The organism is Micromonospora sp. NPDC050200, from assembly GCF_040656135.1.
Lineage (GTDB): Bacteria > Actinomycetota > Actinomycetes > Mycobacteriales > Micromonosporaceae > Micromonospora.
This window is the reverse complement of record NZ_JBFALG010000003.1, coordinates 154,357-179,140: the sequence shown is the minus strand read 5'-3', so window position 1 is coordinate 179,140 and position 24,784 is coordinate 154,357. Positions and strand designations below refer to the sequence as shown.

At 71.8% G+C, this 24,784-nt stretch carries 19 protein-coding genes and 2 pseudogenes; 17 read left to right on the top strand and 4 right to left on the bottom strand.

Annotated elements, in window-relative coordinates; genetic code table 11:
• Window positions 1-71 precede the first annotated feature (71 nt).
• From AB0I41_RS03860 to AB0I41_RS03850, 3 genes are all read right to left on the bottom strand, one after another.
• The gene (locus AB0I41_RS03860) at window positions 72-2,147 is read right to left on the bottom strand and encodes a hypothetical protein (protein ID WP_357101503.1); all 2,076 of its coding nucleotides are present in this window, start codon (window positions 2,145-2,147) and stop codon (window positions 72-74) included.
• Between the two features lie 196 nt (window positions 2,148-2,343).
• Window positions 2,344-4,458, bottom strand: coding sequence for a choice-of-anchor D domain-containing protein (locus AB0I41_RS03855; RefSeq protein ID WP_357101501.1), 2,115 nt, complete (start codon window positions 4,456-4,458; stop codon window positions 2,344-2,346).
• Between the two features lie 196 nt (window positions 4,459-4,654).
• On the bottom strand, window positions 4,655-6,025 hold the full coding sequence (locus tag AB0I41_RS03850) for a hypothetical protein (RefSeq protein ID WP_357101499.1): 1,371 nt from the start codon (window positions 6,023-6,025) through the stop codon (window positions 4,655-4,657).
• A gap of 269 nt (window positions 6,026-6,294) precedes the next feature.
• Between AB0I41_RS03850 and AB0I41_RS03845 the strand changes: the two genes are divergently transcribed.
• The 17 genes and pseudogenes from AB0I41_RS03845 (at window position 6,295) to AB0I41_RS03765 (ending at window position 23,493) form a co-directional block, all read left to right on the top strand.
• Window positions 6,295-6,681 (top strand): hypothetical protein, encoded by a 387-nt coding sequence (locus tag AB0I41_RS03845; protein ID WP_357101497.1) that lies wholly within the window; start codon window positions 6,295-6,297, stop codon window positions 6,679-6,681.
• A gap of 1 nt (window position 6,682) precedes the next feature.
• Complete coding sequence (locus AB0I41_RS03840; protein ID WP_357101495.1) at window positions 6,683-8,323, top strand: cation acetate symporter; 1,641 nt, start codon at window positions 6,683-6,685, stop codon at window positions 8,321-8,323.
• Window positions 8,324-8,451: 128 nt separating this feature from the next.
• Window positions 8,452-9,216 (top strand): ABC transporter ATP-binding protein, encoded by a 765-nt coding sequence (locus AB0I41_RS03835; RefSeq protein WP_357101493.1) that lies wholly within the window; start codon window positions 8,452-8,454, stop codon window positions 9,214-9,216.
• Window positions 9,201-10,889, top strand: coding sequence for an ABC transporter permease (locus tag AB0I41_RS03830; RefSeq protein WP_357101491.1), 1,689 nt, complete (start codon window positions 9,201-9,203; stop codon window positions 10,887-10,889). The genes AB0I41_RS03835 and AB0I41_RS03830 overlap by 16 nt, the downstream gene beginning before the upstream one ends.
• On the top strand, window positions 10,889-11,383 hold the full coding sequence (locus tag AB0I41_RS03825) for an SRPBCC family protein (protein WP_357101489.1): 495 nt from the start codon (window positions 10,889-10,891) through the stop codon (window positions 11,381-11,383). The genes AB0I41_RS03830 and AB0I41_RS03825 overlap by 1 nt, the downstream gene beginning before the upstream one ends.
• 251 nt (window positions 11,384-11,634) lie before the next feature.
• A pseudogene (locus AB0I41_RS03820) lies at window positions 11,635-12,204 on the top strand (flavin reductase family protein); the annotation flags it as partial.
• Window positions 12,205-12,381: 177 nt separating this feature from the next.
• Window positions 12,382-12,753 (top strand): DUF485 domain-containing protein, encoded by a 372-nt coding sequence (locus AB0I41_RS03815; protein WP_357101487.1) that lies wholly within the window; start codon window positions 12,382-12,384, stop codon window positions 12,751-12,753.
• Window positions 12,731-14,404 (top strand): cation acetate symporter, encoded by a 1,674-nt coding sequence (locus AB0I41_RS03810; RefSeq protein ID WP_357101485.1) that lies wholly within the window; start codon window positions 12,731-12,733, stop codon window positions 14,402-14,404. Before AB0I41_RS03815 ends, AB0I41_RS03810 begins: the two co-directional genes overlap by 23 nt.
• 99 nt (window positions 14,405-14,503) lie before the next feature.
• Complete coding sequence (locus AB0I41_RS03805; protein ID WP_357101483.1) at window positions 14,504-15,478, top strand: NAD-dependent epimerase/dehydratase family protein; 975 nt, start codon at window positions 14,504-14,506, stop codon at window positions 15,476-15,478.
• A 77-nt stretch (window positions 15,479-15,555) separates the two neighbouring features.
• Window positions 15,556-16,788, top strand: coding sequence for an LCP family protein (locus tag AB0I41_RS03800; RefSeq protein ID WP_357101481.1), 1,233 nt, complete (start codon window positions 15,556-15,558; stop codon window positions 16,786-16,788).
• 207 nt (window positions 16,789-16,995) lie between these two features.
• A complete protein-coding gene (locus AB0I41_RS03795; RefSeq protein ID WP_357101479.1) occupies window positions 16,996-18,207 on the top strand; it encodes an LCP family protein in 1,212 nt (403 codons plus the stop codon).
• 205 nt (window positions 18,208-18,412) lie between these two features.
• Window positions 18,413-19,354, top strand: coding sequence for an LCP family protein (locus tag AB0I41_RS03790; protein ID WP_357101477.1), 942 nt, complete (start codon window positions 18,413-18,415; stop codon window positions 19,352-19,354).
• A gap of 58 nt (window positions 19,355-19,412) precedes the next feature.
• On the top strand, window positions 19,413-19,748 hold the full coding sequence (locus AB0I41_RS03785) for a rhodanese-like domain-containing protein (RefSeq protein WP_357101475.1): 336 nt from the start codon (window positions 19,413-19,415) through the stop codon (window positions 19,746-19,748).
• A gap of 11 nt (window positions 19,749-19,759) precedes the next feature.
• A complete protein-coding gene (locus tag AB0I41_RS03780; RefSeq protein WP_357101473.1) occupies window positions 19,760-20,551 on the top strand; it encodes a glycerophosphodiester phosphodiesterase family protein in 792 nt (263 codons plus the stop codon).
• A 52-nt stretch (window positions 20,552-20,603) separates the two neighbouring features.
• On the top strand, window positions 20,604-22,061 hold the full coding sequence (locus AB0I41_RS03775) for a PAS domain-containing sensor histidine kinase (protein ID WP_357101471.1): 1,458 nt from the start codon (window positions 20,604-20,606) through the stop codon (window positions 22,059-22,061).
• 70 nt (window positions 22,062-22,131) lie between these two features.
• Window positions 22,132-22,547: pseudogene (locus tag AB0I41_RS03770) on the top strand (ATP-binding protein).
• A gap of 61 nt (window positions 22,548-22,608) precedes the next feature.
• Entirely contained in the window at window positions 22,609-23,493 is an 885-nt protein-coding gene (locus AB0I41_RS03765) for a DUF5926 family protein (RefSeq protein WP_357101469.1), read from the top strand.
• Here AB0I41_RS03765 and AB0I41_RS03760 read toward each other — a convergent pair.
• A complete protein-coding gene (locus AB0I41_RS03760) occupies window positions 23,480-24,712 on the bottom strand; it encodes an arginine deiminase (protein ID WP_357101467.1) in 1,233 nt (410 codons plus the stop codon). The two genes, AB0I41_RS03765 and AB0I41_RS03760, sit on opposite strands and share 14 nt — an antisense overlap.
• Window positions 24,713-24,784: the final 72 nt, after the last annotated feature.

Genomic DNA, 24,784 nt, shown 5'->3' with positions numbered 1-24,784 from the left:
CGATCTCCGTACATCGAGAAAGGGCGTCCCGGACGGACCGGGACGCCCTTTCTCGGGCCGGAGCCACCCGGCTACACCGCCGGGCCCGAACGGACCACGGTGAAGGTCCCGCCGCTGCCCGCCGTGTACGGGTAGAGGTCGAACCGGCCCACCACGTCGGCGACCAGGTGGGTGGTGCCGGCGAGGTTGTGCGCGTGGAACGCGTCGGCCGGGCCGATCCCGCTGATCACCGCGTTGGACACGGTCTGACCCGCCGCCGGATTGAGGTTGCTGGCGGTCGGCTTGGTCAGACCGGCGTCGGCCGGCCACACCGTGATCACCGTGGCGTTCGTCGGTGCCACCGCGGTGACGTTCATGGCCAGCGCCTGCGTGGCGCCGGTGACCAGGGCCGGCGGCGTGGTCACCTTGCGGGTCACGTTCGGACCGAGGGCGCCGGTGGTGCCCAGGTTGCTGCGGCTGTCCACGATCCGGGTCGGGCTCGTGGGCGTGAAGCGCAGGCCGTTGGGGGTGAGCGTACCGTCCATCACGCCCACCAGGTCGACCACCACGTGCGCCTTCTGGGAGCTGTACAGGGAGAACGTGTTCACGGCGTAGGTGGCGCCACAGTCGCACTGGTAGTTCGACTGCACCACCGCCAGGTTCGGCACCACCTTGCCCGCGCCGTAGTTGACCGTCGACGCCGACGGCACGTCACCCAGCCCGGACCACGCGGTGAGGAAGCCGCCTTTCTCCGGGGCCACCGCCGTGATGTTCAGGACCAGGGCGCTGGCCCGCCCGCTCAATTTGGACCCGAAGTCCACGAAGAACCGGCGCTTGCCACCCGCGGGGATGGCCGCTCCGGTGGTGCGGGTGTCGACGAGCCGGGTGGGCTTGACCGGGTGGAACTGCGCACCGAGCCCGTTGTCGCGCCGGACGGCGTCGCTGCCGGCGTAATAGCCGACCACGTCCACGACCACGTGGGTGGAGCCGTTGCGGTTGTAGAGCTTGACCCTGCCGTTCGCGCCCAACTTGACGGTGACGTTGTTCGAGCCCAGCCAGCCCTTGGCGAAGTTGAGCGAGGACGCGGTGGGGCGGGCCTCTCCCGAGGGGTAGACGGTCACGAAGCCGTCGGCGGTCGGCCCGGTCACGGTCACGTTGAGGACGACCGCGCCGACACCCTCCGCCGGTACGTCCGCCCGGCCGGCGACCTGAAGGTCCACCTCACCGCCCGGACCGATCGGGGCCTGCGGCAGGTTCGGGAAGCCCTGACGGGTGTCCATGATCCGGCCCGGCTTCACCGGGTAGTAGGTGCCGACGGCGCTGTGGTAGCCCTGAACGGTCACCGGCACCCTGCGCTTGCCGTAGCTGCTGCCGTCGGCCAGGAAGAGGATCGCCTCCTGGGTGCCGGCCCGGGTCGGCACCGCCCTGACCCGGACGTCACAGATGCCGCCGACGGCGATGGTGCGGCCCGAGCAGGTGTTCTCGACGATCTCGAAGGCGGCGGCGTCGGTTCCACCGAGGGAAGCGGCACCGAAGGTGACCGGCACGGTGCCCTGCGGGGTGAAGGAGGCCGTCATCCTCGGCGTGCCCCCGACCACCACCTCGGAGAAGTCGAGGCGGGACGTGTGGTCCAGCGCCGAGTAGCCGAGGTCGGAGTTCCAGCGGATCTCGCCGTCGATGACGCCCCGGTCGTCGTCGCAGTGGAACGCGTACGCGGCGGCGAACGCGGTCATCCGCTGGGTCGCGGCGTCCCGCTCCACCCGCTTGACGGTGACCTCTCCGGAACCGGCGCAGGTCTGCCCGCTGCCGTCCAGGCTCAGCGTGGCGCCGGCCCCGCCGGCACTGGTCGCGGCGTACGTGCGCCCCACCTGCCAGCTCTCGCCGGCCGGCGGTGCGGTGCGGACCGCGTTCCACAGGTGTTGGTCCTCGTAACGCCAGTGGGCCCCGAGAGTGAGCGCGTCCCCGTCGCCGAACTGCGTCTCCATCTCGGAGTTGTCGCCGGCCCAGACCCCGGTAAAGAGGTCGGTGCTGAGCCGCTGGTGGTCGTTCAGGTCAATGACGAGAACGGTGTACGGCGCGGCCGGGGCGGCGAGCGCCACTCCCGGCAGGCCGGCCAACGCACATGCCGCGGCGACGGTCACGCCGAGCAGAGCGCGGATTTTGCGCATGAAGACCCCGTGGATGGAGGAAGAGGATTGGCCGACCCAGAGTAGGAGCGTCGATGGATGGCGGCAACCCGGTAACGCCGCCGGCTCTTGATCGCGTACGAGGAAGGGGCGCCCCGGTCGGACCGGGACGCCCCCGAAGGAGGAAAAGCGGGTGAGGGCGTCCCGGCCCGTCGGCCGGGACGCCCTCAGGTCGGCGTCAGCCGCGCCGCGTGACCCGGTCGCCCGAGTCGACCACCTTCAGCCGCTCGGCATTCGCCGCCGTCGCCTGGGCGACCGTCGCGGAACTCGCCGTACCGGAGTAGAGGTAGAGCGTGCCGACCACGTCGGCGACCAGGTGGGTGTTGCCGGAGAGGTTGTGGACGTTGAACGCGTCCTGCGGGCCGATGACCCCCATCACCGCGTTCGACACGATCTGCCCGGCGGCCGGGTTGAGGTTGCTCGCCGACGGCTTCGACATGCCGTAGTCGGCCGGCCAGACGGTGATCACCGTGTTTTTGGTCGGCGACACGGCGGTCACGTTCATCGCCAGCACCTCGGTCGCATCGGTGACCATGCTCGACGGCGCGGTGACCTTGCGAATCGAGCCGGGCCCGAACGCCCCCGGGATGCCCTGGTTGATCCGGCTGTCGGCGATCCGGGTCGGGGTCAGCGGCGTGAAGCGGAGCCCGTCGGCGACCTCGCCGTCGTCCATCACGCCGACGATGTCGATCACGATGTTCGACGTCGCGTGGGTGTAGACCGCGAACGCCGGCATGTAGTAGCCGTTGCTGTTCCACACCTGGCGGGTCTTGACAATCGCAAGGTTCGGCACGATCTTGCCGGCGGCGTAGTTGACCGTCGAGGACGAAGGCACCTCACCCTCGCCCGACCAGGCGGTGAGGAAGCCCGCCTTCTTCGGCGACACGGCGGTGATGTTCAGGACCAGCGCGCGGACGTGCGGGCTGAAGTCGGGGCCGAAGTTGACCGGCCCGTCGGTGTAGTAGCCCGCCGGGAGCGCGCCACCGTCGGTCCGGCTGTCCCAGAGGCGGGACGGCTTGAACCACTGGTACTGGCTGCCCTTGATGCCGCGGCTGGCCAGCGTGTTGTCGCTGGCGTAAAAGCCGACCACGTCTACCACCACGTCGACGTACCCGGCGCGGTTGTAGACCGACACCTTGCCGCCGGAGCCCACCTTCACGGTGACGTTGTTGGAGCCCAGCCACCACTTCGGGAAGTTGATCGACGACGCGGTCGGCCGGGCCACACCCGCCGGGTACAGGGTCAGGAAACTGCTCGACGTCGGGCCGGTGACGGTCACGTTGAGCACCACCGAGCCGACACCGCTGCTCGGCACGCCACCACGACCGGTCACCTGGAGGTCGACCTTGCGGTCCGGCGCGATCTTGGCCTTCGGTGCGCCCAGGCCGATGCGGGTGTCCATCAGCCGCTTCGGCGGAAGCGGCCAGTACGTGCCCCGCACCCCGTCGACACCGTTGGCGACCAGCCCGACGACCGTCCGGCCGTAGGTGCTGCCGTCGGCCAGTTCGAGCCCGGCGAACCGGCCACCGGGGCGGGTCGGCTTCGCCACCACCGTCACGGTGCAGGTGGCGCCGGGCGCCAGGGTCTGCCCGGTGCAGGTGTTGGCGCTCACCGAGAACTCGGCGGCGTCCCGGCCCGCGAAGCTGGCCCCGCCGAAGGTGACGGGCACGCTGCCCTGGGAGCGGACCGTCACTGTGCGGGAGACGCTGCCCGCGGAGACCTCGACGCTGCCGAAGTTCAGCGGCACCGGGGTGGTGACCGCCGCGGTGTAGTCGACATCGGAGTTCCAGCGGACCTCGCCGTGGATACCGTTCGGGTTGGTCTCGCAGTGGAAGTCGTACGCGGCGGCGAAGCCGGAGATGACGTGCGTCTGCGGGTCCTCCACGACCTGCTTGACGGTGAGCGAACCGAAGGCCTGGTTGCAGCCCGTCCCGCCACCGGACAGGTCCAGCCCGGCGTGGGTGGAGTCCCAACTGCGCCGGGTCTCGTAGGTCTGACCCTCGACGAAACGCTGCCCGGCGGGCGGCACCGCGTCGATGACGAAGTAGTCACCGGTGGCGTTGGCCCGGGCGGTCAGCCGGACACCGGCGTCGCCGAAGGCGTACGCGTACATGGTGGCGTTGCTGGCGTCGTACACGCCCGGATTGGTGACGGTCGACCCCCAGGCCTGACCGACGTCGATGGTGAGAGCCGTGTACGGCGCGGTGGGCGCCGCGAGCGCCACTCCCGGCAGTACGGCCAACGCACATGCCCCGGCGATACCAATGCCGAGGAGGGCGCGGAATTTGCGCATGAACACCCCGTGAAGAAGGAGGAAGGGATTGTCGGCCCAGACTAGGGGCCGCGATCAATGGACAGCAACCATGTTATGCGAATCCCAAGAAAGGGCATTGCACGCGTATCCGGATCAAGGCCCATCATCGCCTGACGAACAAGGGAAGGGCGCCCCGGCCGTCGGCCGGGGCGCCCTCGATGGTGCGTTGCGTTGCTCAGCGGTGGGAGGAGCCCACGATCTGAGGCTGGCTCTTGCCGGCGTCACCGGCGAGCGTCGCAGCCGGTGCCAGGTAGTAGAACGTGCCGACCATGTCGGCCACCAGGTGCGTGCTGCCGGTGAGGTTGTGCACGTTGAACGCGTTGTTCGGCTCGATGATCCCGAGCACCGCGTTGGACACGATCTGGTTGGCGTACGGGTTCAGGTTGCTGGTGCTCGGCTTCGGGATCTCCGGGATGTCGGCCGGCCACACGGTGATGACCGTGTTGTTGGTCGGCCTCACCGCGGTCACATTCATGACCGCCACGCCGGTCTCGGGGGTGACCAGCGCGCCCGGGACGGTCACGCGACGGACGCTACCGGCGCCCATGGCACCGGCGATGCCCAGGTTGGTGCGGCTGTCCACGATCCGGGTCGGGCTCATCGGCTTGAAGCGCATGCCCCACTCCGAGTAGCCGTCGTCGACCCCGCCGACCACGTCGACCAGGACGTGCGCGGAGGCCGAGGTGAAGATCTTGAACTTCCGCGAGCCCGGGGTGCACCACTGGCCCACCTCGGTACCGGTGCACGGCGTGGTCTGCACGAACGCCATGTTCGGCACGTTCTTGCCGGCACCGTAGTTCACGGTGGACGCGGTCGGCTTGGCGGTGGCGCCCGACCACGCGGTGAGGAAGCCGGCACTCGCCGGCGCCACCGCGGTGAGGTTGAAGACCAGGGTCCGCATGTGCGGGTTGAGCTCCGGCCCGAAGTCGAGCGAGTACTCGAGCGTGGTGCCGGCCGCGGGCTTGGGCTCCGGGTCGTTGCGGGTATCGAAGGCCCGCTCGGGCGAGTACCACTCGTACTGACCACCGTTGCGGTTGGTCATCGAGTTGTCCTTGGCGTAGTAGCCGACCACGTCGACCACCACGTCGGTGTAGCCGTTGCGGTTGTAGACGGAGACCTTGCCGCCCGCACCGAGCTTCACGGTGACGTTGTTGGAGCCCAGCCAGCCCTTGGCGAAGTTGACCGACGAGGCGTCGGGCCGGGCCTCGCCCGCCGGGTAGGCGGTGACGAAGCTGTCCATCGTCGGGCCGGTGATGGTGACGTTCAGCACCACCGCGCCGACGCCGCTGGTCGGCACGCCACCCCGGCCGGTGACCTGGAGGTCGACCTTGCCCAGCGGGCCGATCTTCGCCTTCGGCGCGCCCAGGCCCGCGCGGGTGTCCATCAGCCGGGCCGGGGAGACCTCGTAGTAGGCCCCGGTCGTGTCGGCGAGAGCCGCCATCGTCTGCGGCGCGGCGGAGGGAGCGGCGGACGCCGTACCCGGCACCACGGCCAGGGCACAGGCCCCGGCGAGGGTCGCGCCGAGCAGAGTGTGCAATTTGCGCATAGAAACCCCGTAGAAGAAGAGGAAACAGGGGATTGCCGCCTCAGCGTAGGGGGCGGGGTCAATACCGGCAAGCTCATACCCGGCACGACACAACGGGAAACCGCGCCGGGACTTAATGGGGCCTTAATGTTCCGCCCGGAGGCTTGTCCACAGGGGTGACGGGTTCTCCACAGGTTGTCCACAACCCCGGTGGACACCCTTGACATCCACGCCGAGCAGGCGAGACTGCCCAGGTGACCCCTGCCGACGATCCGGTACCGGCCCCCCGCGTGCCACAGCCGTCCGGGCGGGCGCGGATCGTGCTGGCAGAGGTGTCCCGCAGGGACACCCGGGACAGCCGGGCCGAACGGACGCGCGCGGAGATCGCCCAGCAGACCCGGGTCGGCGAGGCGCTCGTGCGGGGCCTGGTCCGGGCGCAGATGGCGCTCGCGCTACGGATGAGCCTGGTCGTGCTGATCGGGCTCGGTGGCCTGCCCTGGCTGTTCGCGATCGCGCCGGCCGTCGGCCGGGTCACCGTGTTCGGCGTCAACCTGCCCTGGCTGCTGCTCGGGCTGGCCTCCTTCCCCTTCCTGATCGCGGTGGGTTGGGCGTACGTGCGGCTGGCCGAACGCAACGAGCAGGACTTCACCGACCTGGTCCAGCGGCCGGAGCGCTGAGATGGGCAACGGCTACGTCGTCCCGGCCATCGTGGCGGTCACGCTGGTCACCCTCGGTATCGGCTTCTACGGGCTGCGGCTGGCCCGCACCACCTCCGACTTCCTGGTCGCCTCCCGCGCGGTGAGTCCGACCTGGAACGCCGCCGCGATCGGCGGGGAGTACCTGTCGGCGGCGAGCTTCCTCGGCGTGGCCGGGCTGATCCTCAAGTACGGCGTGGACGTGCTCTGGTACCCGGTCGGCTTCGCCGCCGGCTACCTCGCCCTGCTGCTCTTCGTGGCCGCGCCGCTGCGCCGCTCCGGCGCGTTCACCCTGCCCGACTTCTGCGAGCTGCGGCTCGGCTCGCGCCGGCTGCGCACCCTGGCCACCGTCTTCGTGATCTTCATCGGCTGGCTCTACCTGGTGCCGCAGTTGCAGGGCGCCGGGTTGACCCTGGCCACGGTGGCCGGCTCGCCGTACCCGGTGGGGGCGCTGCTGGTCGCCGCCGTGGTGACCGCGAACGTGGCGCTCGGCGGGATGCGGGCGATCACCTTCGTCCAGGCCTTTCAATACTGGTTGAAGCTGACCGCGCTCGCCGTACCCGCGATCTTCCTGGCGTTGCAGTGGCAGGCCGACGCCCGCCCGGCGGTGACCCCGCCCGACGGGCCGGCGTTCCCGACCGCGACCACCGTCGTGGTCGAGCACCACGCGGCCCTCACCTTCACCGACGGCACGAGCCGGGAGGTACGCCCCGGCGACCGCCTCGACTTCGCCGCCGGCGACCCGGTGCCCGAGGTGTCCGGGGTGGCCACCGACGCGGCGGACTGGCTGCTGCCCAGCACCGCCGGGGACGACGACCGAGGGCTCTTCGCCACGTACTCGCTGATCCTGGCCACGTTCCTCGGCACCATGGGACTGCCGCACGTGCTGGTCCGCTTCTACACCAACCCCGACGGCGCGGCGGCCCGCCGCACGACGCTGGTGGTGCTCGCCCTGGTCGGCGTCTTCTACCTGCTGCCCACCCTCTACGGCGTGCTCGGCCGGATCTACACCCCGCAACTGCTGGTCACCGGGCAGACCGACGCGGTGGTGGTGCTGCTGCCCGAGGCGGCGCTCGGCAACGGGACCACCGGGCGGCTGCTGGCCGCGCTGGTCGCGGCCGGCGCGTTCGCGGCCTTCCTCTCCACCTCGTCGGGGCTGCTCACCAGCGTCGCCGGGGTGATCTCCACCGACGTGCTGGGGCGCGGCTCGGTACGCGGCTTCCAGCTGGCCACGGTGATCGCCGGCGGGGTGCCGGCGGTGCTCGCGCTCAACCTCTCCGGGCTGGACGTCTCCCAGGTGGTGGGGCTGGCCTTCGCGGTGGCCGCGTCCAGCTTCTGCCCGCTGCTGGTGCTCGGCATCTGGTGGCGCGGGCTGACCGACCTGGGCGCGGCGGCCGGGATCCTGGTCGGCGGCGGCGCCGCGGTCGGGGCGGTCCTGGTCACCGTGCTCGGGCCGCCGCTGTCCGGCTGGCCGGCCACGCTCATCGCGCAGCCGGCCGCCTGGACGGTGCCGCTCGCCTTCACCGTGATGGTCGCCGTCTCGATAACGACCCGCCGCCGGGCACCGGCCGACGTCGGGGCCACCATGGTCCGGCTGCACGCCCCCGAGGCGCTGCGCTCGTGACGCCCCGACGAGATCCGGAAGCCGTCAGGCCGGCTGGACCAGGCCGATGACGGATACGTCCCGGGGATGACCGGGGATCATCCTGCGGCCGGAGGGTGGGCTGGTCCAGCCCGGATACGGTCGTACGCATGACTGGTGGGCACCCCGCGCTCGCGCTGCGCGGCCTGGCGAAGCGGTTCGACGGCAAGGTCGCGGTGGCGGGCGTCGACCTGACCGTCCCGGCCGGCTCCTTCTACGGGCTGCTCGGCCCGAACGGGGCCGGCAAGACCACCACGCTGTCCATGGCGGTGGGGCTGCTGCGACCCGACCAGGGCCGCGCCTGGGTGCTAGGGCACGACGTCTGGGCCGACCCGGTCGGCGCGAAGCGGCTGCTCGGCGTCATGCCGGACGGCGTACGGCTCTTCGACCGGCTCAGCGGGGCGGAGCTGCTGGCGTACCACGGTCTGCTGCGCGGGATGGACCCGGCGGTGGTCGACCAGCGTGCCGCGGAGCTGCTGGACGTGCTGGCGCTCACCGACGCCGGCCGGACCCTGGTGGTCGACTACTCGGCGGGCATGAAGAAGAAGATCGGCCTGGCCTGCGCGCTGCTGCACGGCCCGCGGCTGCTGGTGCTGGACGAGCCGTTCGAGGCGGTCGATCCGGTCTCCGCCGCGCTGATCCGCGACATCCTCCAGCGGTACGTCGTCGGCGGCGGCACGGTGGTCTTCTCCAGCCACGTGATGGAGGTCGTCGAGCGGCTCTGCTCGCACGTGGCGATCCTCGCCGACGGCATTATCAAGCAGGTCGGCACCCTGGACGAGGTGCGCGGGGACCGGTCGCTGGAGGAGGTCTTCGTCGAGGTGGTCGGTGGCCGCACCGCGACCGGTGAGGAGCTGGCGTGGCTGTCGCGGTGACCGTCCCGGCCGAACCGGTCCGGCGGGTGTCCGCCCGGCACTTCGTCCGGCTCAAGCTGCGGGTGATGGGCAACAACTTCCGGGGCCAGGGCTGGCGGATCGCGATGTTCGTGGTCAGCCTCGTGGGCGGCCTCTGGTTCGCCGCCGGCGGTTTCCTGGCGCTGGCCGCGCCGGGCTTAGCCGGCGAGCCGCGGTACGCGCTGATGACCGCCGCGTTCGGCGGCGGCCTGCTGGTGTTCGGCTGGCTGCTGCTGCCGCTGGTGTTCTTCGGTGTGGACGAGACCCTCGACCCGGCCCGGTTCGCGCTGCTGCCGCTGCCCCGCCGCACCCTGGTCGCCGGGCTGTTCGCGGCGGCGCTGGTCAGCGTCCCGGTCCTCGCGGTGCTGCTCGCCGTCTCCGGGCTGGTGGTCACCGCCGCCGCGCTGGGCGGCTGGCCGGCCGGGCTGGTCGCGGCCGTCGGGGTGGTCGCGGGGCTGCTGCTCTGCGTCGCCGTCAGCCGTGCGGTGACCAGCGCGTTCGCCACCATGCTGCGGTCCCGCCGGGTGCGCGACCTCGCCGCCGTACTGCTCGCGGTGGTCGCCGCCCTGCTCGGGCCGTTGCAGATCGGGGTGCTGGCGGCGGTACGGGAGGCCGACTGGGACCGGCTGACCGGAGTGGCCGAGGTGGTGGGCTGGACTCCGTTCGGCGCGCCCTGGACGGTCGGCGTGGACGTGGCCGAGGGGCGGGCCTGGGCCGTACCGGTGAAGCTGCTGATCACGGCGGTGACCATCGGTGTGCTGCTGCTCTGGTGGTCGCGGTCGCTGGAGTCGGCGATGGTCGGCGCGGCCAGCGCCGCCCCCGCGAAGGGCCGGCGCGGGCCGGCGGGTGGGGCCGTCGCGCAGCTCTTCCCCCGCGCACTCGGCTGGACGCGCCGGGACCGGTTCGGCGCGCTGGTCGCCCGGGAGGCCCGCTACTGGTGGCGGGACGCCCGGCGCCGGGCCAACCTGATCACCATCGCGGTGGTGGGGCTCTTCGTGCCGATCATGGTCAACCTGGGCGGTTCGGGCTTCGCCGCCAACGAGGAGGGCTTCGAGTTCTCGGGCAACTCGTCCCCGGTGCTGCTCAGCCTGTCGATGCTCTTCGTCGGGGTGCTCGCCTCGGTCACTTCGGCGAACCAGTTCGGCTTCGACGGCAGCGCGTACGCGGCGAACGTGGTGGCCGGGGTGCCCGGCCGGCTGGAGCTGCGCGCCCGGATGACGGCCTTCTCGGTGTACGTGGTGCCGATGCTGGGCGTGGTGTCGGTGGTGATCGCGCTGGTGGTGGGCGAGCCCGGCTGGATCGGCGTCGCCGCAGGCGCGCTGCTCGCCGCGTACGGGGCCGGGTTGGCGATCAACGGGTTCGTGTCGGTGCTGGGGGCGTACTCGCTGCCGGAGACGAGCAACCCGTTCGCGATGAACACCGGGGCGGGGATGGCGAAGAGCCTCCTCACCCTGCTGTCCATGGTCGGCTCGGCGGCCGCCGCGATGCCGATGGTGGTCGCCGCGGCGCTGCTCGGGGACGCCTGGCTCTGGCTGGCCCTGCCGCTCGGCGCGGCGTACGGGCTGGGGGCGGCGCTGCTCGGGTCGTACCTGGCCGGGGACGTGCTGGACCGGCGGATGCCGGAGCTGCTCGCCACCGTCACCCCGCGCCGCTGATGCCGGTCGTCGAGGCGGTGGCGACCGTCCCGGTCCCGCCCGAGCTGGCCTTCGCGGTCTCGCAGACCACCGCGCCGGTGCGCTACCGGTGGGACCCGTTCGTCCGGGAGCAGCACTTCACCGACGGGGCCAGCCGGCCCGGCAAGGGTGTGCGGACCTTCACCCGGTCCCGCCACGGCCTGGTCATGGTGAGCGAATACGTCTCGTTCGCGCCGCCGACGAACGTCGGCATGAAGATGGTGCGCGGGCCGTGGTTCTTCGAAATGTTCGCCGGCGGCTGGCGGTTCGCGCCCGCCCCGGAACCCGGCCACACCCTCGCCACCTGGCGGTACAGCTTCCGCTGCCGGCCGGCGTTCCTGCGGCCGGTCGCCGACCGGGTCGGGGTCTGGCTGCTCACCCGGGACATCCGCCGCCGCATCGCCGGCTACGCCGCCGGCTGCGCGGACCCGGAGGTGCTGGCCGCCGCCCGCCGCTCACTCAGCGGCGGCGCATGAAGGCGAGGAGGAAGCGGCTGCGAGGGGCGGGCCGGAGCGGGCCATGCGCCGGCTGGCTGAACCCGCCCCGGACCTGCGGGCGAACGGGGGGCGGTTTTGACCGCCGCTCGGGCGTGTCGCGCCGAGGACGGGGACATGACCGTGAGCGTGATACCTCTCAGGCATATTTATGCCTGAGAGGTATCACGCTCATCGGGACATGAGCCTCCGGCGCCCGACACACCCGGTACGTCGCCACTGCGGACCGGCACGAGCGCTTCGTCGGCTGGGCGCAGGCCGGGGGCGGCACAATGTTTCACGTGAATCATGAGCCGGGTGCCGAGATCCACCACACCGATCCGTTCGCGGTGCCTGCCGGGCAGCGCTCGCCCGTACGCCGGTTGCGGGGTCGGCTGGCGGCGCCGGTGACCCTCTGGACGACGCCGGGGCCGGCGGGGCTGACCGTCTCGTCCACCCTGGTCGCCGAGGGCGAGCCGGACCGGCTGCTTGGGCTGGTCGACCCGGAGTCGGACCTGTGGGCGGCGGTGGAGGAGGCGGGGCGGTTCGCGGTGGCGCCGCTGGGGCCGCCGCACCGACAGCTCGCCGACCGGTTCGCCGGGCTCTTCCCCTCCCCGGGCGGGCTCTTCGCCACCGGATCGTGGACCGACACTCCCTACGGCCCGGTCCCCACCGACGCGGGCGGGTGGGCCGGCTGCCGGCTCGACACCGCCCGGGAGTACGGCTGGGCGCTGCTGGTCGAGGCCACCATCGAGGCGGTCGACCTGGCCGCGGAGAGCATGCCGCTGCTCCACTACCGGGGCCGGTACCACGAACTCACCTGACGGCCCGGCGACGACCGCCCGACCGACCGCTCGTCGGGGTGACCTGGGTCACTCGGCGCAGCCGGCAGACCGTTCGGCGCAGCCGCCGACCCGCCCCGATCTCGGCCTTCCCCGGATGGGAGCGCGCTCTCTACGGTGCGCGAAACTCCCCACGCCTGTGAAGGTGGTGATCCACAGATGTCCACGGACACACCCGCGTCCGCCCCCGCCGAGTCGGCGGCGGAGCGCTACCTCGCCGTACAACGGTCGGACGAGTTCGCCGGGTTGCGTCGCGCGTTGCGCAGTTTCGTCTTCCCCATGACCGTCGCGTTCTTCCTGTGGTACGCGCTCTACGTCCTCCTCTCCGCGTACGCGCGGGGCTTCATGGGCACGAAGCTCTTCGGCAGCCACATCAACGTCGCGCTCGTCTTCGGCCTGCTCCAGTTCGTCTCCACGTTCCTGATCGCCTGGCTGTACTCCCGGCACGCCGACCGCAAGCTGGACCCGATCGCCGACCGGATCCGCGCCGAGATCGGGGAGGTGACCCATGAACACGGTCCTCGCGGCTGAGGCGGGCGGCAGCACCGCCCGCAACCTCACCATCACGCTCTTCCTGGTCTTTGTCGCGATCACGCTGGCCATCACCATCTGGGCCAGCCGGCAGACCAAGACGGCCACCGACTTCTACGCGGGTGGCCGCTCCTTCTCCGGCTTCCAGAACGGCATGGCCATCGGCGGGGACTACATGTCGGCCGCCTCCTTCCTCGGCATCGCCGGCATCATCGCCCTCTACGGCTACGACGGCTTCCTCTACTCGATCGGCTTCCTGGTCGCCTGGCTGGTGGCGCTGCTGCTCGTCGCCGAACTGCTACGCAACTCCGGCCGGTACACGATGGCCGACGTGCTGGCGTTCCGGATGCGTCAGCGCCCGGTGCGTACCGCCGCCGCGGTCTCCACCATCACCGTGTCGATCTTCTACCTGCTGGCCCAGATGGTCGGCGCGGGCGCGCTGGTCGCGCTGCTGCTCGGCATCAAGCCGGGCACCACCTTCCTCGGCATGGACGCCGACACCGCGAAGGTCGCCACCATCATCATGGTCGGCGCCCTGATGATCATCTACGTCACCGTGGGCGGGATGAAGGGCACCACGTACGTCCAGATCGTCAAGGCGTTCCTGCTGATGGCCGGTGCGATCGTGATGACCCTGCTGGTGCTGGCGCACTACAAGTTCAACCTCTCCACCCTGCTCGGCGACGCGGCGGCGGCATCGGGCAAGGGAGAGAACTTCCTCAAGCCAGGCCAACGGTACGGCGTGGAGGTGGCCGGCAATGCGACGCAGACCTTCTACAACAAGATGGACCTGCTGTCGCTCGGCATCGCACTGGTGCTCGGCACGGCCGGCCTGCCGCACATTCTGATCCGTTTCTACACCGTTCCGACTGCGAAGACGGCCCGCAAGAGCGTGCTCTGGGCGATCGGCATCATCGGTACGTTCTACCTGCTCACCCTGGCGCTCGGCTTCGGCGCGGCGGCAATGGTGGGCGGCACGGCGATCACGGCGCAGGACAAGGCCGGGAACACCGCGGCGCCGCAACTGGCCGAGGCGCTGGGCATCAAGTTCCTCGGCGGGGACCTGGGCGGGGCGACCCTGCTGGCGATCATCGCGGCGGTCGCCTTCGCCACCATCCTGGCGGTGGTCGCGGGGTTGACCTTGGCGTCCTCGTCCAGCCTGGCGCACGACTTCTACGCCAACGTGGTCAAGAACGGGCAGGCGTCCGAACGCCAGGAGGTGAACGTCGCCCGGATCTCCGCCCTGGTGATCGGTGCGATCTCGATCGTCCTGTCCATCTTCGCGCAGAGCCTGAACGTGGCCTTCCTGGTGGCGCTGGCCTTCGCGGTCGCCGCCTCGGGCAACCTGCCGGCGATCCTCTACAGCCTGTTCTGGCGACGGTTCAACACCTCCGGCGCGGTCTGGGCCATCTACGGCGGTCTGCTCTCGGCGGTGCTGCTGGTGTTCTTCTCCCCGGTCGTCTCGGGGGCCCCGACGGCGATGTTCCCCGAGCACGACTGGCACTGGTTCCCACTGTCCAACCCGGGCATCCTCTCCATCCCCTTCGGTTTCCTCTGCGGCTGGATCGGCACGCTGATCTCCAAGGAGCACGACGAGGAGAAGTACGCGGAGCTGGAGGTGCGCGCCCTCACCGGGGCGGGAGCGCACTGACGTCCACCACGGAAGGGGGTCCCGGCGCGTGCGCGCCGGGACCCCCTGCACCGCATGCCGCGCCGCGTCCGAGGGGCGCCGGTGAGTAGGCTGGCCGGCATGAAGGTAGCCCCGCGTTTCGGACGCGGTCACCGCGTCCTGGTCACCGGCGGCGCCGGTTTCGTGCCGTCCCACCTGGTCGACGCCCTCGTCGGGCGCGGCTGCCAGGTCGTCGCGCTGGACAACTTCGTCACCGGCTCGAAGGACAACGTCGCGCACCTGCTGGACGCCCCGTCCTTCACCCTGGTCGAGGCGGACATCTCCGACGGGCTGCCGGCCCACCCGGCGCTGGCGGAGCGGTTCGACGCCATCCTGCACATGGCCTCCCCGGCCAGCCCGACCGACTTCGAGAAGCTGCCGGTGGAGATCCTCCGGGTCGGCTCGGTGGGCACCCTGCACCTGCTGGACCGCGCGCTCGCCGACGGCGCCCGGTTCCTGATGGCCTCCACCTCCGAGGCGTACGGGGACCCGAAGGAGCACCCGCAGCGCGAGACGTACTGGGGCAACGTCAACCCGATCGGGGTACGCGCCGTCTACGACGAGGCGAAGCGCTTCTCCGAGGCGGCCACCATGGCGTACCACCGGAGCAGGGGGCTGGACGCGGCCATCGTCCGGATCTTCAACACGTACGGCCCGCGGATGCGCCCCGACGACGGCCGGGCCATCCCCACCTTCATCTCCCAGGCGCTGCGCGGCGAGCCGATCACCGTGCACGGCACCGGCAACCAGACCCGCTCGATCTGCTACGTCGACGACCTGGTCCGCGGCATCCTGCTGCTGCTCGACTCGACCGAGACCGGGCCGATCAACTGCGGCACCGAGCACGAGATGAGCATGCGGCAACTCGCCGAGACGATCGTGTCACTCTGCGGAAGCAGTTCGCAGGTGACCTACATCACCCGCAGCGCGGACGACCCGGAGATGCGGCGGCCGGATCTCACCCTCGCCCGGGAGCTGCTCGGATACGAGCCGACCGTGGCGCCCGAAGACGGACTGCGACGCACGATCGACCACTTCCGGGCGCGGTTAGGGTAGCTCCCCGCGCGGCACGCGGGGCGACGCGACGTTCGCCTGTCGGGCAACGGTCGACCGACCTACGTAGGCTGAATCGCATGTCCGCCACATCGTCAGCCGACATCCCGCTCCCGTACCTGCACCGGAGCGCCGGACGCGCCGCGGTCCCCGGTCCCGACCGGGCCGCCGGGCGCGCCCGGCCGTCCGAGCCGCAGTGGTACCCGTCGTACGACGAGGAACCGCCCCGCTCCCGCGGACCCGGCGGCCCGGGCGGACCCGGCACGCCGCCGGGGCCGGGTGGTCCGGGCGGCTCCGGCCGGCGCGGTCCCCGCCCCCGCTGGAGGCGGATCGGCCTCGTCGCCGGCGTGGCGGTGCTGGTGCTGGCGCTGCTCGGCGGCGCGGGCGCGTGGCTCTACACCAGCAACCTCAACGACGACCTGGCCCGCACCGACCCGTTCTCGGAGATCACCGGCGGGCGGCCGGCCAAGGCGGTGGACGGCGCGCTGAACATCCTGCTGGTCGGCTCGGACTCGCGGGACCCGGACGCGCCGGTCGACAAGCAGAGCCAGTGGCGGGCCGACACGATCATCGTCATGCACATCCCCGCCGACCACAAGTCGGCCTACCTGGTCTCCATCCCGCGTGACCTGTACGTGCCGATCCCGGAGAGCGCCGGCGCGGACTGCGACTCCGGCCAGCGCGCGAAGATCAACGCGGCCTTCGCGTTCGGCGGCCTGCCGCTGGCGGTCCGCACGGTGGAGTGCTTCACCGACGTCCGGATCGACCATGTGATGGCGATCGACTTCGGCGGCTTCAAGGAGGTCACCGACGCGCTCGGCGGGGTGGACCTCAAGGTGGAGCGGAGCATCACCTCGATCCACAAGCCGTACCGGAAGTTCACCAAGGGCACCATGCACATGGACGGCGCCACGGCCCTGGACTGGATCCGGCAGCGCAAGCAGTTCCCCCAGGGGGACTTCGCCCGGATGCGCCACCAGCAGGAGTTCCTGCGCGCGCTGATGGACAAGGCGGCGAGCACGGGCACGCTGACCAATCCGAAGAAGCTGAACGCGTTCCTCCAGTCGGTCACCGACGCGGTGACCGTGGACAACGGCTTCTCGCTGGTCGACATGGGGTTGCAGTTCCGCAGCCTGCGCGGCGAGAACCTGACCTTCATCACCAGCCCGAACTCGGGCAGCGACACGATCAACGGCGAATCGGTGGTGGTCTCCGACCGGGAGAAGGCGCTGGCCATGTACAAGGCGATGTCGGCGGACACCATGGCGGCCTGGGTGGCGGCCAACCAGAACCCGGACACCAAGGGCAACTGACGCTCCGCGGGCGGCCCGGGGTGCACCGGGCCGCCCCGGATGGCACGCCGTGAGGTGGCGGCGGCCGATTGCATTGACTCATCCGTTCAGCTGAATTGCCGTCGCAACTCTCGAGATGTCCGAGAATTGAGCGGGCGACGGTCTCGCCTTGCCGGGCAGCGGTACGTAAAGTGGTTCCGCCCCCCGACCACGCGAGCTGGAGCACGCATGCCGGTTGAGACCAGCCCCCGCCCCACGTCGTTGGATTCCGACCCCTACGCACGGGCGTCGACGACGATCCCTTCCCAGGGCGGTCGGGGCGGGCAGCGCACCGGCGGCGGCAGGAAGCGCACCAAGCGCAAGGACCCGCTCTGGGCCCGCCTGACAGTGATCTTCGGCGCGGTGCTCATGATGACCAGCGGCGTCGCCATCGTCGGCAGCAAGGCGCTGATCAGTCAGGCCACCGGCAACATCGCGCAGAAGAACCTGCTCGGCGGGGCGGGCAAGACCGACGCCGAGGGCGGCGCCGACCTGGACGGTCCGATCGACATGCTGCTGCTGGGCGTGGACGCCCGCGAGCGGTGGGCCGCCGACGACGTCCGGGCGGACAGCATCATCGTGCTGCACATCCCAGCCAGCCACGACCAGGCGTACCTGATCTCGATCCCGCGGGACACCGAGGCGCAGATCCCGGCGTTCAAGAAGAGCGGTTACCAGGGCGGCACCGACAAGATCAATGGGGCGTTCCAGGCCGGTGCCCGCAATGGTGGCGGCTGGGAGGGCGGCGCCCAACTGATGGCCCAGACCATCAAGAACATGACCGGGGTCAGCTTCGACGGCGCCGCGATCATCAACTTCGGCGGCTTCAAGAACGTCATCGACACCCTCGGGACCGTGCGCATCTGCGTCAGCCACGAGGTGAAGTCGCACCACATGATGCTGGTCGACGGCAAGCAGATGTGGAATGCGGACGCCAAGAAGACCGGCCGGCCGACGACCCCGGTGGTCTACAAGAAGGGCTGCCGCGAGATGTCCGGGCTCCAGGCGCTGGACTACTCCCGGCAGCGCTACGGCCTGCCGAACAGCGACTACGACCGCCAGCAGAACCAGCAGCAGCTGATCAAGGCGATGGCCCGCAAGGCCACCGAGAATGGCATGCTGACCAACCCGGTCAAGCTCAACCAGCTGATCAAGGCGGCCGGCAAGGCATTCATCCTGGACACCGGCGGCGTGCCGGTGGCCGACTTCGTCTTCACCCTGCGCGGGGTCACCGCCAACGAGCTGACGATGCTGCGCACCAACGGCGGCACGTTCAACGGCAACGCCAACAAGCGCGAGGCGCTGAGCGCCCAGACCCTGGAGATGTTCCAGGCGGTCAAGAACGACAAGCTGGGCGAATTCGTGTACGCCAACCCGAACGTGCTCTCCACCCGCAAGTGAACGGGTGACCGGCCGGTAGCCACGGCGAAACCGCCCGGAGCTGGGTGGCCGGCCCGTAGCCTGAGGTGAGCAGGTCTCACGTCACGGCCACGGGGAGGACGTCACGTTCAGGTCAGCACGGTCCGACCGGGGGCGGGGCACACCGCCACCCGGCCGCCGGACCTCCCGCTGGCCGCGCGTCCTGCTCGGCGTCGGTCTCGCCCTGATGCTGGCGGCCGTCGTCGCGGTGGTCGGCATGAACGCCATCACCTCGCGGTACGAGCGCACCATCACCCGGGAGCAACTGCTCGCCCCGGACGCCCGGCAACCCCGGACCGACCTCTCCGACGGGCTGAACTACCTGCTCGTCGGCACCGACCGGAAGGGCGCCACCGACGGGCCGGACCAGCGCTCGGACACCATCCTCATCGTGCACGTCCCACCGGGCATGCGGCAGGGATATCTGATCTCCATCCCGCGTGACCTGCTGGTGGCCATCCCGCCCGGCGGCAACGGCTACGGCGGCGGCCAGGACAAGATCAATTCCGCGTACGACCACGGCGGCGGCGGACCGGGCGGCGCCCGGCTGCTCTCCGCCACCCTGACCCGGCTCACCGGCATCCGCTTCGACGGGGCCGCGCTGGTCGACTTCTCCGGCTTCAAGCAGGTCATCGACCTGCTCGGCGGGATCCGGATGTGCGTCGACACCGAGGTCCGGTCGATCCACACCGGGACCCTGTTCACCCCCGGCTGCCAGCAGATGGACGGCGCCCGCGCACTGGACTACGTCCGGCAGCGCTACGACCTGCCGGACGGCGACTACGACCGGCAGCGGCACCAGCAGCAGATGCTGCGGGCGGTGCTGGACAAGGCCGGCGAGACGAACCTGCGCGGCGACCCGGTCAAGGCGGACCGGGTGCTGCGGGCGGTGGGCGGCTCGCTGACCCTGGACACCAACGGCGTACCCGTGGAGGACCTGATGATGGCCCTCCGGTCGCTGCCGGCGGACGCGCTGAGCGGGCTGCAGGTGCCGTCCTACCCGCAGACCATCGACGAGGTCTCGTACGTGGTGCTCGACAACGGCGGCGGCGGCCTCTTCGACGCCGTACGCGGCGAGCGGGTGCCGGGCTGGGCCGAGGCCAACCCGCGCTGGGTCACCCGGTTGTGACCGGACGTACCGGCCCGCCCGATGCCGACACCGCCGGTGAGGATCTACGCTTCTACCCGTGTTCGGACCCCAGGTTCCCAGCGTTCCCGTGACCGAGATCGACGACGACACCTACCTGCTGGACGTCCGCGAGGACGACGAGTGGGCCGCGGGCCGCGCCCCCGGCGCCCACCACCTGCCGATGATGGAGCTGCCGGCCCGGCTGGCCGAGGTGCCCACCGACCGGGACGTGGCGGTCATCTGCCGCTCCGGCGGGCGTTCCGCACAGGTCGTCGGCTACCTGCTCAACAACGGGTGGGAGCAGGTGCGCAACGCCGTCGGCGGGATGCGGCAGTGGGAGGCCGTCGGCCGCCCGGTGGTCGGCGGGGACGGGCAGCCCGGCCGGGTCATCTGAGAGCCGACGGCATGGGCGACCCGCTGGTCTTCGCGCACCGCGGCGCGTCGGCCGACCTACCCGAGCACACCCTCGCGGCGTACCTGCGGGCCCTCGACGAGGGCGCCGACGGGCTGGAGTGCGACGTCCGGCTCACCCGGGACGGGCACCTGGTCTGCGTGCACGACCGCCGACTGGACCGGACCAGCAACGGGCGCGGGCTGGTCAGCGCCCGTACCCTCGCCGAGCTGGAGACGCTCGACTTCGGCTCCTGGCACCCCGGCTGCGGGCCCGCCGACGGCGACGAGGTGCTCGACGAGTCGCACACCCGGCTGCTCACGCTGGAACGGCTGCTGGAGGCCGTGCTGGCCGCCGGCCGGCCGGTCCGGCTGCTGGTGGAGACGAAGCACCCGTCCCGCTACGGCGGCGACGTCGAGCGCCGGCTCGTCGCGCTGCTGCGCCGGCACGGGCTCGCCGAACCCGGCCCGGACGCCCCGGTACGGGTCACCGTCATGTCCTTCTCCCCACTGGCCGTACGCCGGGTCCGGGAGCTGGCCCCGGCGCTGCCGACGGTGCTGCTGCTGGAGGTGCTGCCGCGCTGGCTGCGGCTCGGCCGGCTGCCCTTCGGCGCCCGGATCGCCGGGCCCGGCATCGGCCTGGTCCGGGCCCGCCCGCAGCTGGTGCCCGCGCTGCGGGCCGCCGGCAACCAGGTGTACGTCTGGACGGTCAACGAGCCGGACGACCTGGAGCTGGTGCTCGATGCCGGGGTGGACGGGGTGATAACCGACCGGCCGGCGCAGGCACTGGACCGGCTGGGCCGATGAGGCCCACCGGACAGGGCTGCCCGAACTTCGGCCGACGGGGCACACTCGGGACATGCCGGAGCGTACCGATCTCGCCGCCCTGGTCACCGGCTACAGCGCGGTGATCGAGATGATCAATTCCGGTGACGCGGGGCTGCCCGTCCTCACCCAACTGCTCCGGGTCGCCCACTCGGCGGCCGGCGCGGCCGGCGTGGCCTTCGTCGAGTTCGCCCCGACCGGCGGCCGGGTCATCGCGGCCAGCGGCGCCGCCGAGTGGACCATCGGCCGTCCGCTGCCGGCGTCCGACCCGGTGACCGTCTGCCTGCTCGCCGGCCCGCGCGTCCAGCAGGTCCGGGTGGACCACCTCCCCGGCCAGCTCGCCGGTGAGCTGGCCGGCCGGGGGCTGCGCCGGATGATCGTGGCCCGGGCCGAGATCGGCGGGCTCACCGTCGGCAGCCTGCACGCCCTCTACGCCGACGGCGAGGACTCCGCGGACCTCGACGGGCAGGCGGTGCTGGGCTACGTCGCCTCCTGCATCGCCCACATCTACGGCGACCAGACCGGCCTGCCGGTGCACGGCGACGGCCCGGTGGTCGCGGCGCTCGCCGACGGGCTGGCCGTGGTCGACCGGGAGGGGCACGCCCGGCTCTGGAATCCGGCCGCCGCCCAGGTGACCGGCCGCTCCTCCGCCGAGGCGCTGAACCGGCCGCTGCCCTTCCCGCTTCCCCCGTCCGGGCAGGTGCTCGACCACCAGTTGCCCGACGGGCGCTGGCTGCGGATCACCTCCGGGGAGCTGGCCGGGCCCGGCACGCAGCGGGTGGTCACCTTCCGCGACATCACCGACCAGCAGCGCCGGGACCAGGACCGCGACCTGTTCGTCGCGGTCACCAGCCACGAGCTGCGCACCCCGGTCACCGTGATCAAGGGGTACGCGGACACCCTCACCGACCACTGGGAGTCGCTGACCGACAACGACCGCCGGCAGGCCGCCCGGGTGATCGGGCAGCGCGCCAACGAGCTGGCCCGACTGGTCGACCGGCTGCTCTCCTCGGCCACCGACGGGCAACCCGCCGGCGACCCGACCGTCCCGTTCGACCTCGGCGGGGCGCTGCGCGCCGCCGTGCCGGACCTCCCCGCCGACCTGCGCCACCGGCTCGTCCTCGACCTGCCGCCCGACCTGCCCAAGGCGCTCGGCGACCGACACAGCATGGCCACCGTGCTGACCGAGCTGAGCACCAACGCCGGCAAGTACTCGCCGCCGGAGTCGCCGATCGAGGTCACCGCCGGCACGGACGGGCAGACCGTCCTGTTCCGGGTCAGCGACCGGGGCATCGGCGTCCGGCCCGAGCACCTGGAACGGGCCTTCGACCGGTTCTGGCAGGGCGAGTCCGGGGACCGCCGGGCCTACCCCGGCGCGGGGCTCGGCCTCTATCTCGTCCGCCGGATCGTTGAACGGCAGAATGGATGGGTATCCCTACGGCCGAGGAACGGTGGCGGTACGGTCGCAGAGGTGCGGCTGCCGCGGGGATGACCCGCCGCGCCGGCGGACGGGGCGAGAAGGAGCGAGGGTGTCGACGCACGCGGTCGAACGTTCGTGGTGCGTGGTGGTTCCCCACCACGCCACCGGAGCCCGGCTGGCCCGTCACCGGCTCGCCGACGAGCTCGCCGAGGTCGTACCCCCGGTCCTGCTGGCGGACCTGGTGGCGGTCCTGGCCGAGCTGGTGGGCAACGCGGTCCGGCACGCCGACCCGCTGCCCGGCGGGGTGGTCCGGGTGGCCTGGCGGCTGCGCCCCACGCCGGGCGGCCCGCGCGTGTCGATCCGGGTGACCGACGGCGGCGCGCCCGCCGGTCCGCGGATGCGGGCGGCCAGCCCGGACGCGGTCGACGGCCGTGGCCTGCACATCGTCTCCGGCCTGGCCAGTCGCTGGGGGTCGAGCGGGACGGCCTGGGCCAGAGCGTCTGGGCGGAGTTCGACGCGGCCGGCACGGCCCGGTCCGATCTGCTCGTCGCCGGTTGATCCGACTCCGGGGGCGGGTCCTCCCCACGCCGTTCCGGCCCGGCCTCTAGGCTGTCTCGCCGTGAGCAAGCGTCGAAAGAACCAGCGCGCCGTCGAAGCGACCCCCCGCCGGGAGAAGGTCCGCGACATCTTCGTCCCCCGTCCCTTCGAGGGGCTGGCGGACGAGCCGGAGTGGATCGCCCTGCGCGAACTGGTGCCGGCCGCCTCCGCGCCGCTGCGGCTCACCCCGGAACTGGTCGAGGAGTACGGCGACCGCCCGGTCACCCTCGCCACCGTGCTGCCGATGGCCGCCCCAACGATGACCAAGCCGGACGGGCGGGTCTTCATCGGGCTGCAGCGGCACCAGCAGTCCGGTGACGTCTCCCGCGACCTGGCCGAGGCGTTGCTCTGCGCGCTGCGCACCGAGCCGGGCGCCCAGGTGGCGGTGCCGCCGCTGCCGGGTCCGGGCCCGCGCCTGCAGGACGTCCTGGTGGACGGCCCGCTGGAGATCACCATGCACGACGGCTTCGACTTCTGGCTCGACCCGGGCGCGGCCGACGACCCGGCGGTGCAGGCCTCGCTGGAGCGGGCGAACGCCGCGATCTACCCGACCGTACGGCTCGCCGCCGCCCGGGCCGCCTACTGGTGCCGGGTGCCGGAGAAGGCGCACGTGCGCTGGGTGTTGCCGGAGGACGAGGACGTCGCGTTGGACGCGCTGTCCCGGCTCTCCGCCGCCGGCACCCTGACCCTCGGCGAGGGCACCCGCTTCGCCGGCATGTTCCGCGCGCACGGCCGGCTGGTGCCGGTCTGGGACCTGCCCGAGGACGTTTCGGCCGCCGACTGGGAGGCGCCGGTGACCGGCTTCGCCGAGCGGTACGCCGAGGTGCTGGAGGAGAAGGAGCCGCTGGACGCCGCCGGCCGCCGCGCCCGCCAGGGCCTCCTCGGCCGCCAACTCACCCTGCGCTGACACCCCGCCCACCGGGCCGCAGCGGCTCGCGGACCAGCGGGCAGGACATGCAGCGCGGGCCGCCCCGGCCGGAGCCCAGCTCCGAGCCGGCGATCGGGATGACCTCGATCCCGGCCCGTTCGAGCTGGGCGTTGGTCCCGGTGTTGCGCTCGTAGCCGACGCAGAGCCGGGGCGCCAGGGCGAGGGTGTTGTTGCCGTCGTCCCACTGCTCACGTTCGGCGGTGACCGGGTCCAGCCCGGTGTCGATCACCCGGAGCTGGTCGAGGTCCATCGCGTCGGCGGCGGCGCGCAGGAACGGCGAGGGGCCGTCCACCTGCGGCTCGCCGTCCGGCCCGGCGATCACCGTGTACGCCGACAGGCTGCTGGCGATGTTCGGGTACATCAGCACCGCGTCGACGTCGACCATGGTGCAGACCGTGTCCAGGTGCATGGTGGCCCGCTCCTGGGCGATCGGCACCACCAGGATGGTGTGCGCCAGCTCGGCGGCGAAGACCTGCCGGGCCAGCCGCTCCGCGCCGGCCGGGGTGGTCCGCTCACCCACCCCGACCGCGAGTACGCCGGGGGCCAGCAGCAGCACGTCGCCGCCCTCCAGGTGCTCCAGCTCGGGGTGGTAGACGGACTCGGTGCCGGCGAAGCGCGGGTGGTGGCGGTAGATCGCGCCGGTCAGCGTGGTCTCCCGCCGGCGGGCCGGCATGGCCAGGCTGGTGACCACGACCCGGTCGCCGATCCACAGTGACGAGTCGCGGGTGAAGAGCAGGTTGGGCAGCGGGGCGATGACGAAGTCGTGCCGGTCCATCAGTGTCCACACCAGCCCCCCGGGGCGTTCCGGGCTGATCCGTACCTCCTCGTGGGCGAGCCCGGCGATGAGCACGTCGGCGAGCGCCGCCGGGTCCAGGTAGGCGAGGTGATCGGCGACCCGCCGGCGCAGGGTGTCGCCCAGCCGTGGCGAACGGAGCACCTGCTCGGTCAGTTCGACGCGCGCGTCGGGGACGGCCAGCGTCTCGGCGAGCAGGGTGGCGAGGTGGAGCACCTCCACGCCGCGCTCGCGCAGCGCCGCCGCGAAGCCGTCGTGCTCCTCCTGCGCACGTCCCACCCATGGGATAGCGTCGAAGAGCAACGAGTCGTTGTTGCGGGGAGTGAGCCGGGCCAGCTCGGGCCCCGGGCGGTGCAGCAGCACCGTGCCGAGCCGACCGACCTCGCTGTCCACGTAGTGCGTCACCCTCGCAGCGTAGGGCAGGTGCGAGATGTGTTCATGGAAAGAAGTGTGGATGAATATGGCATTCATCCACAC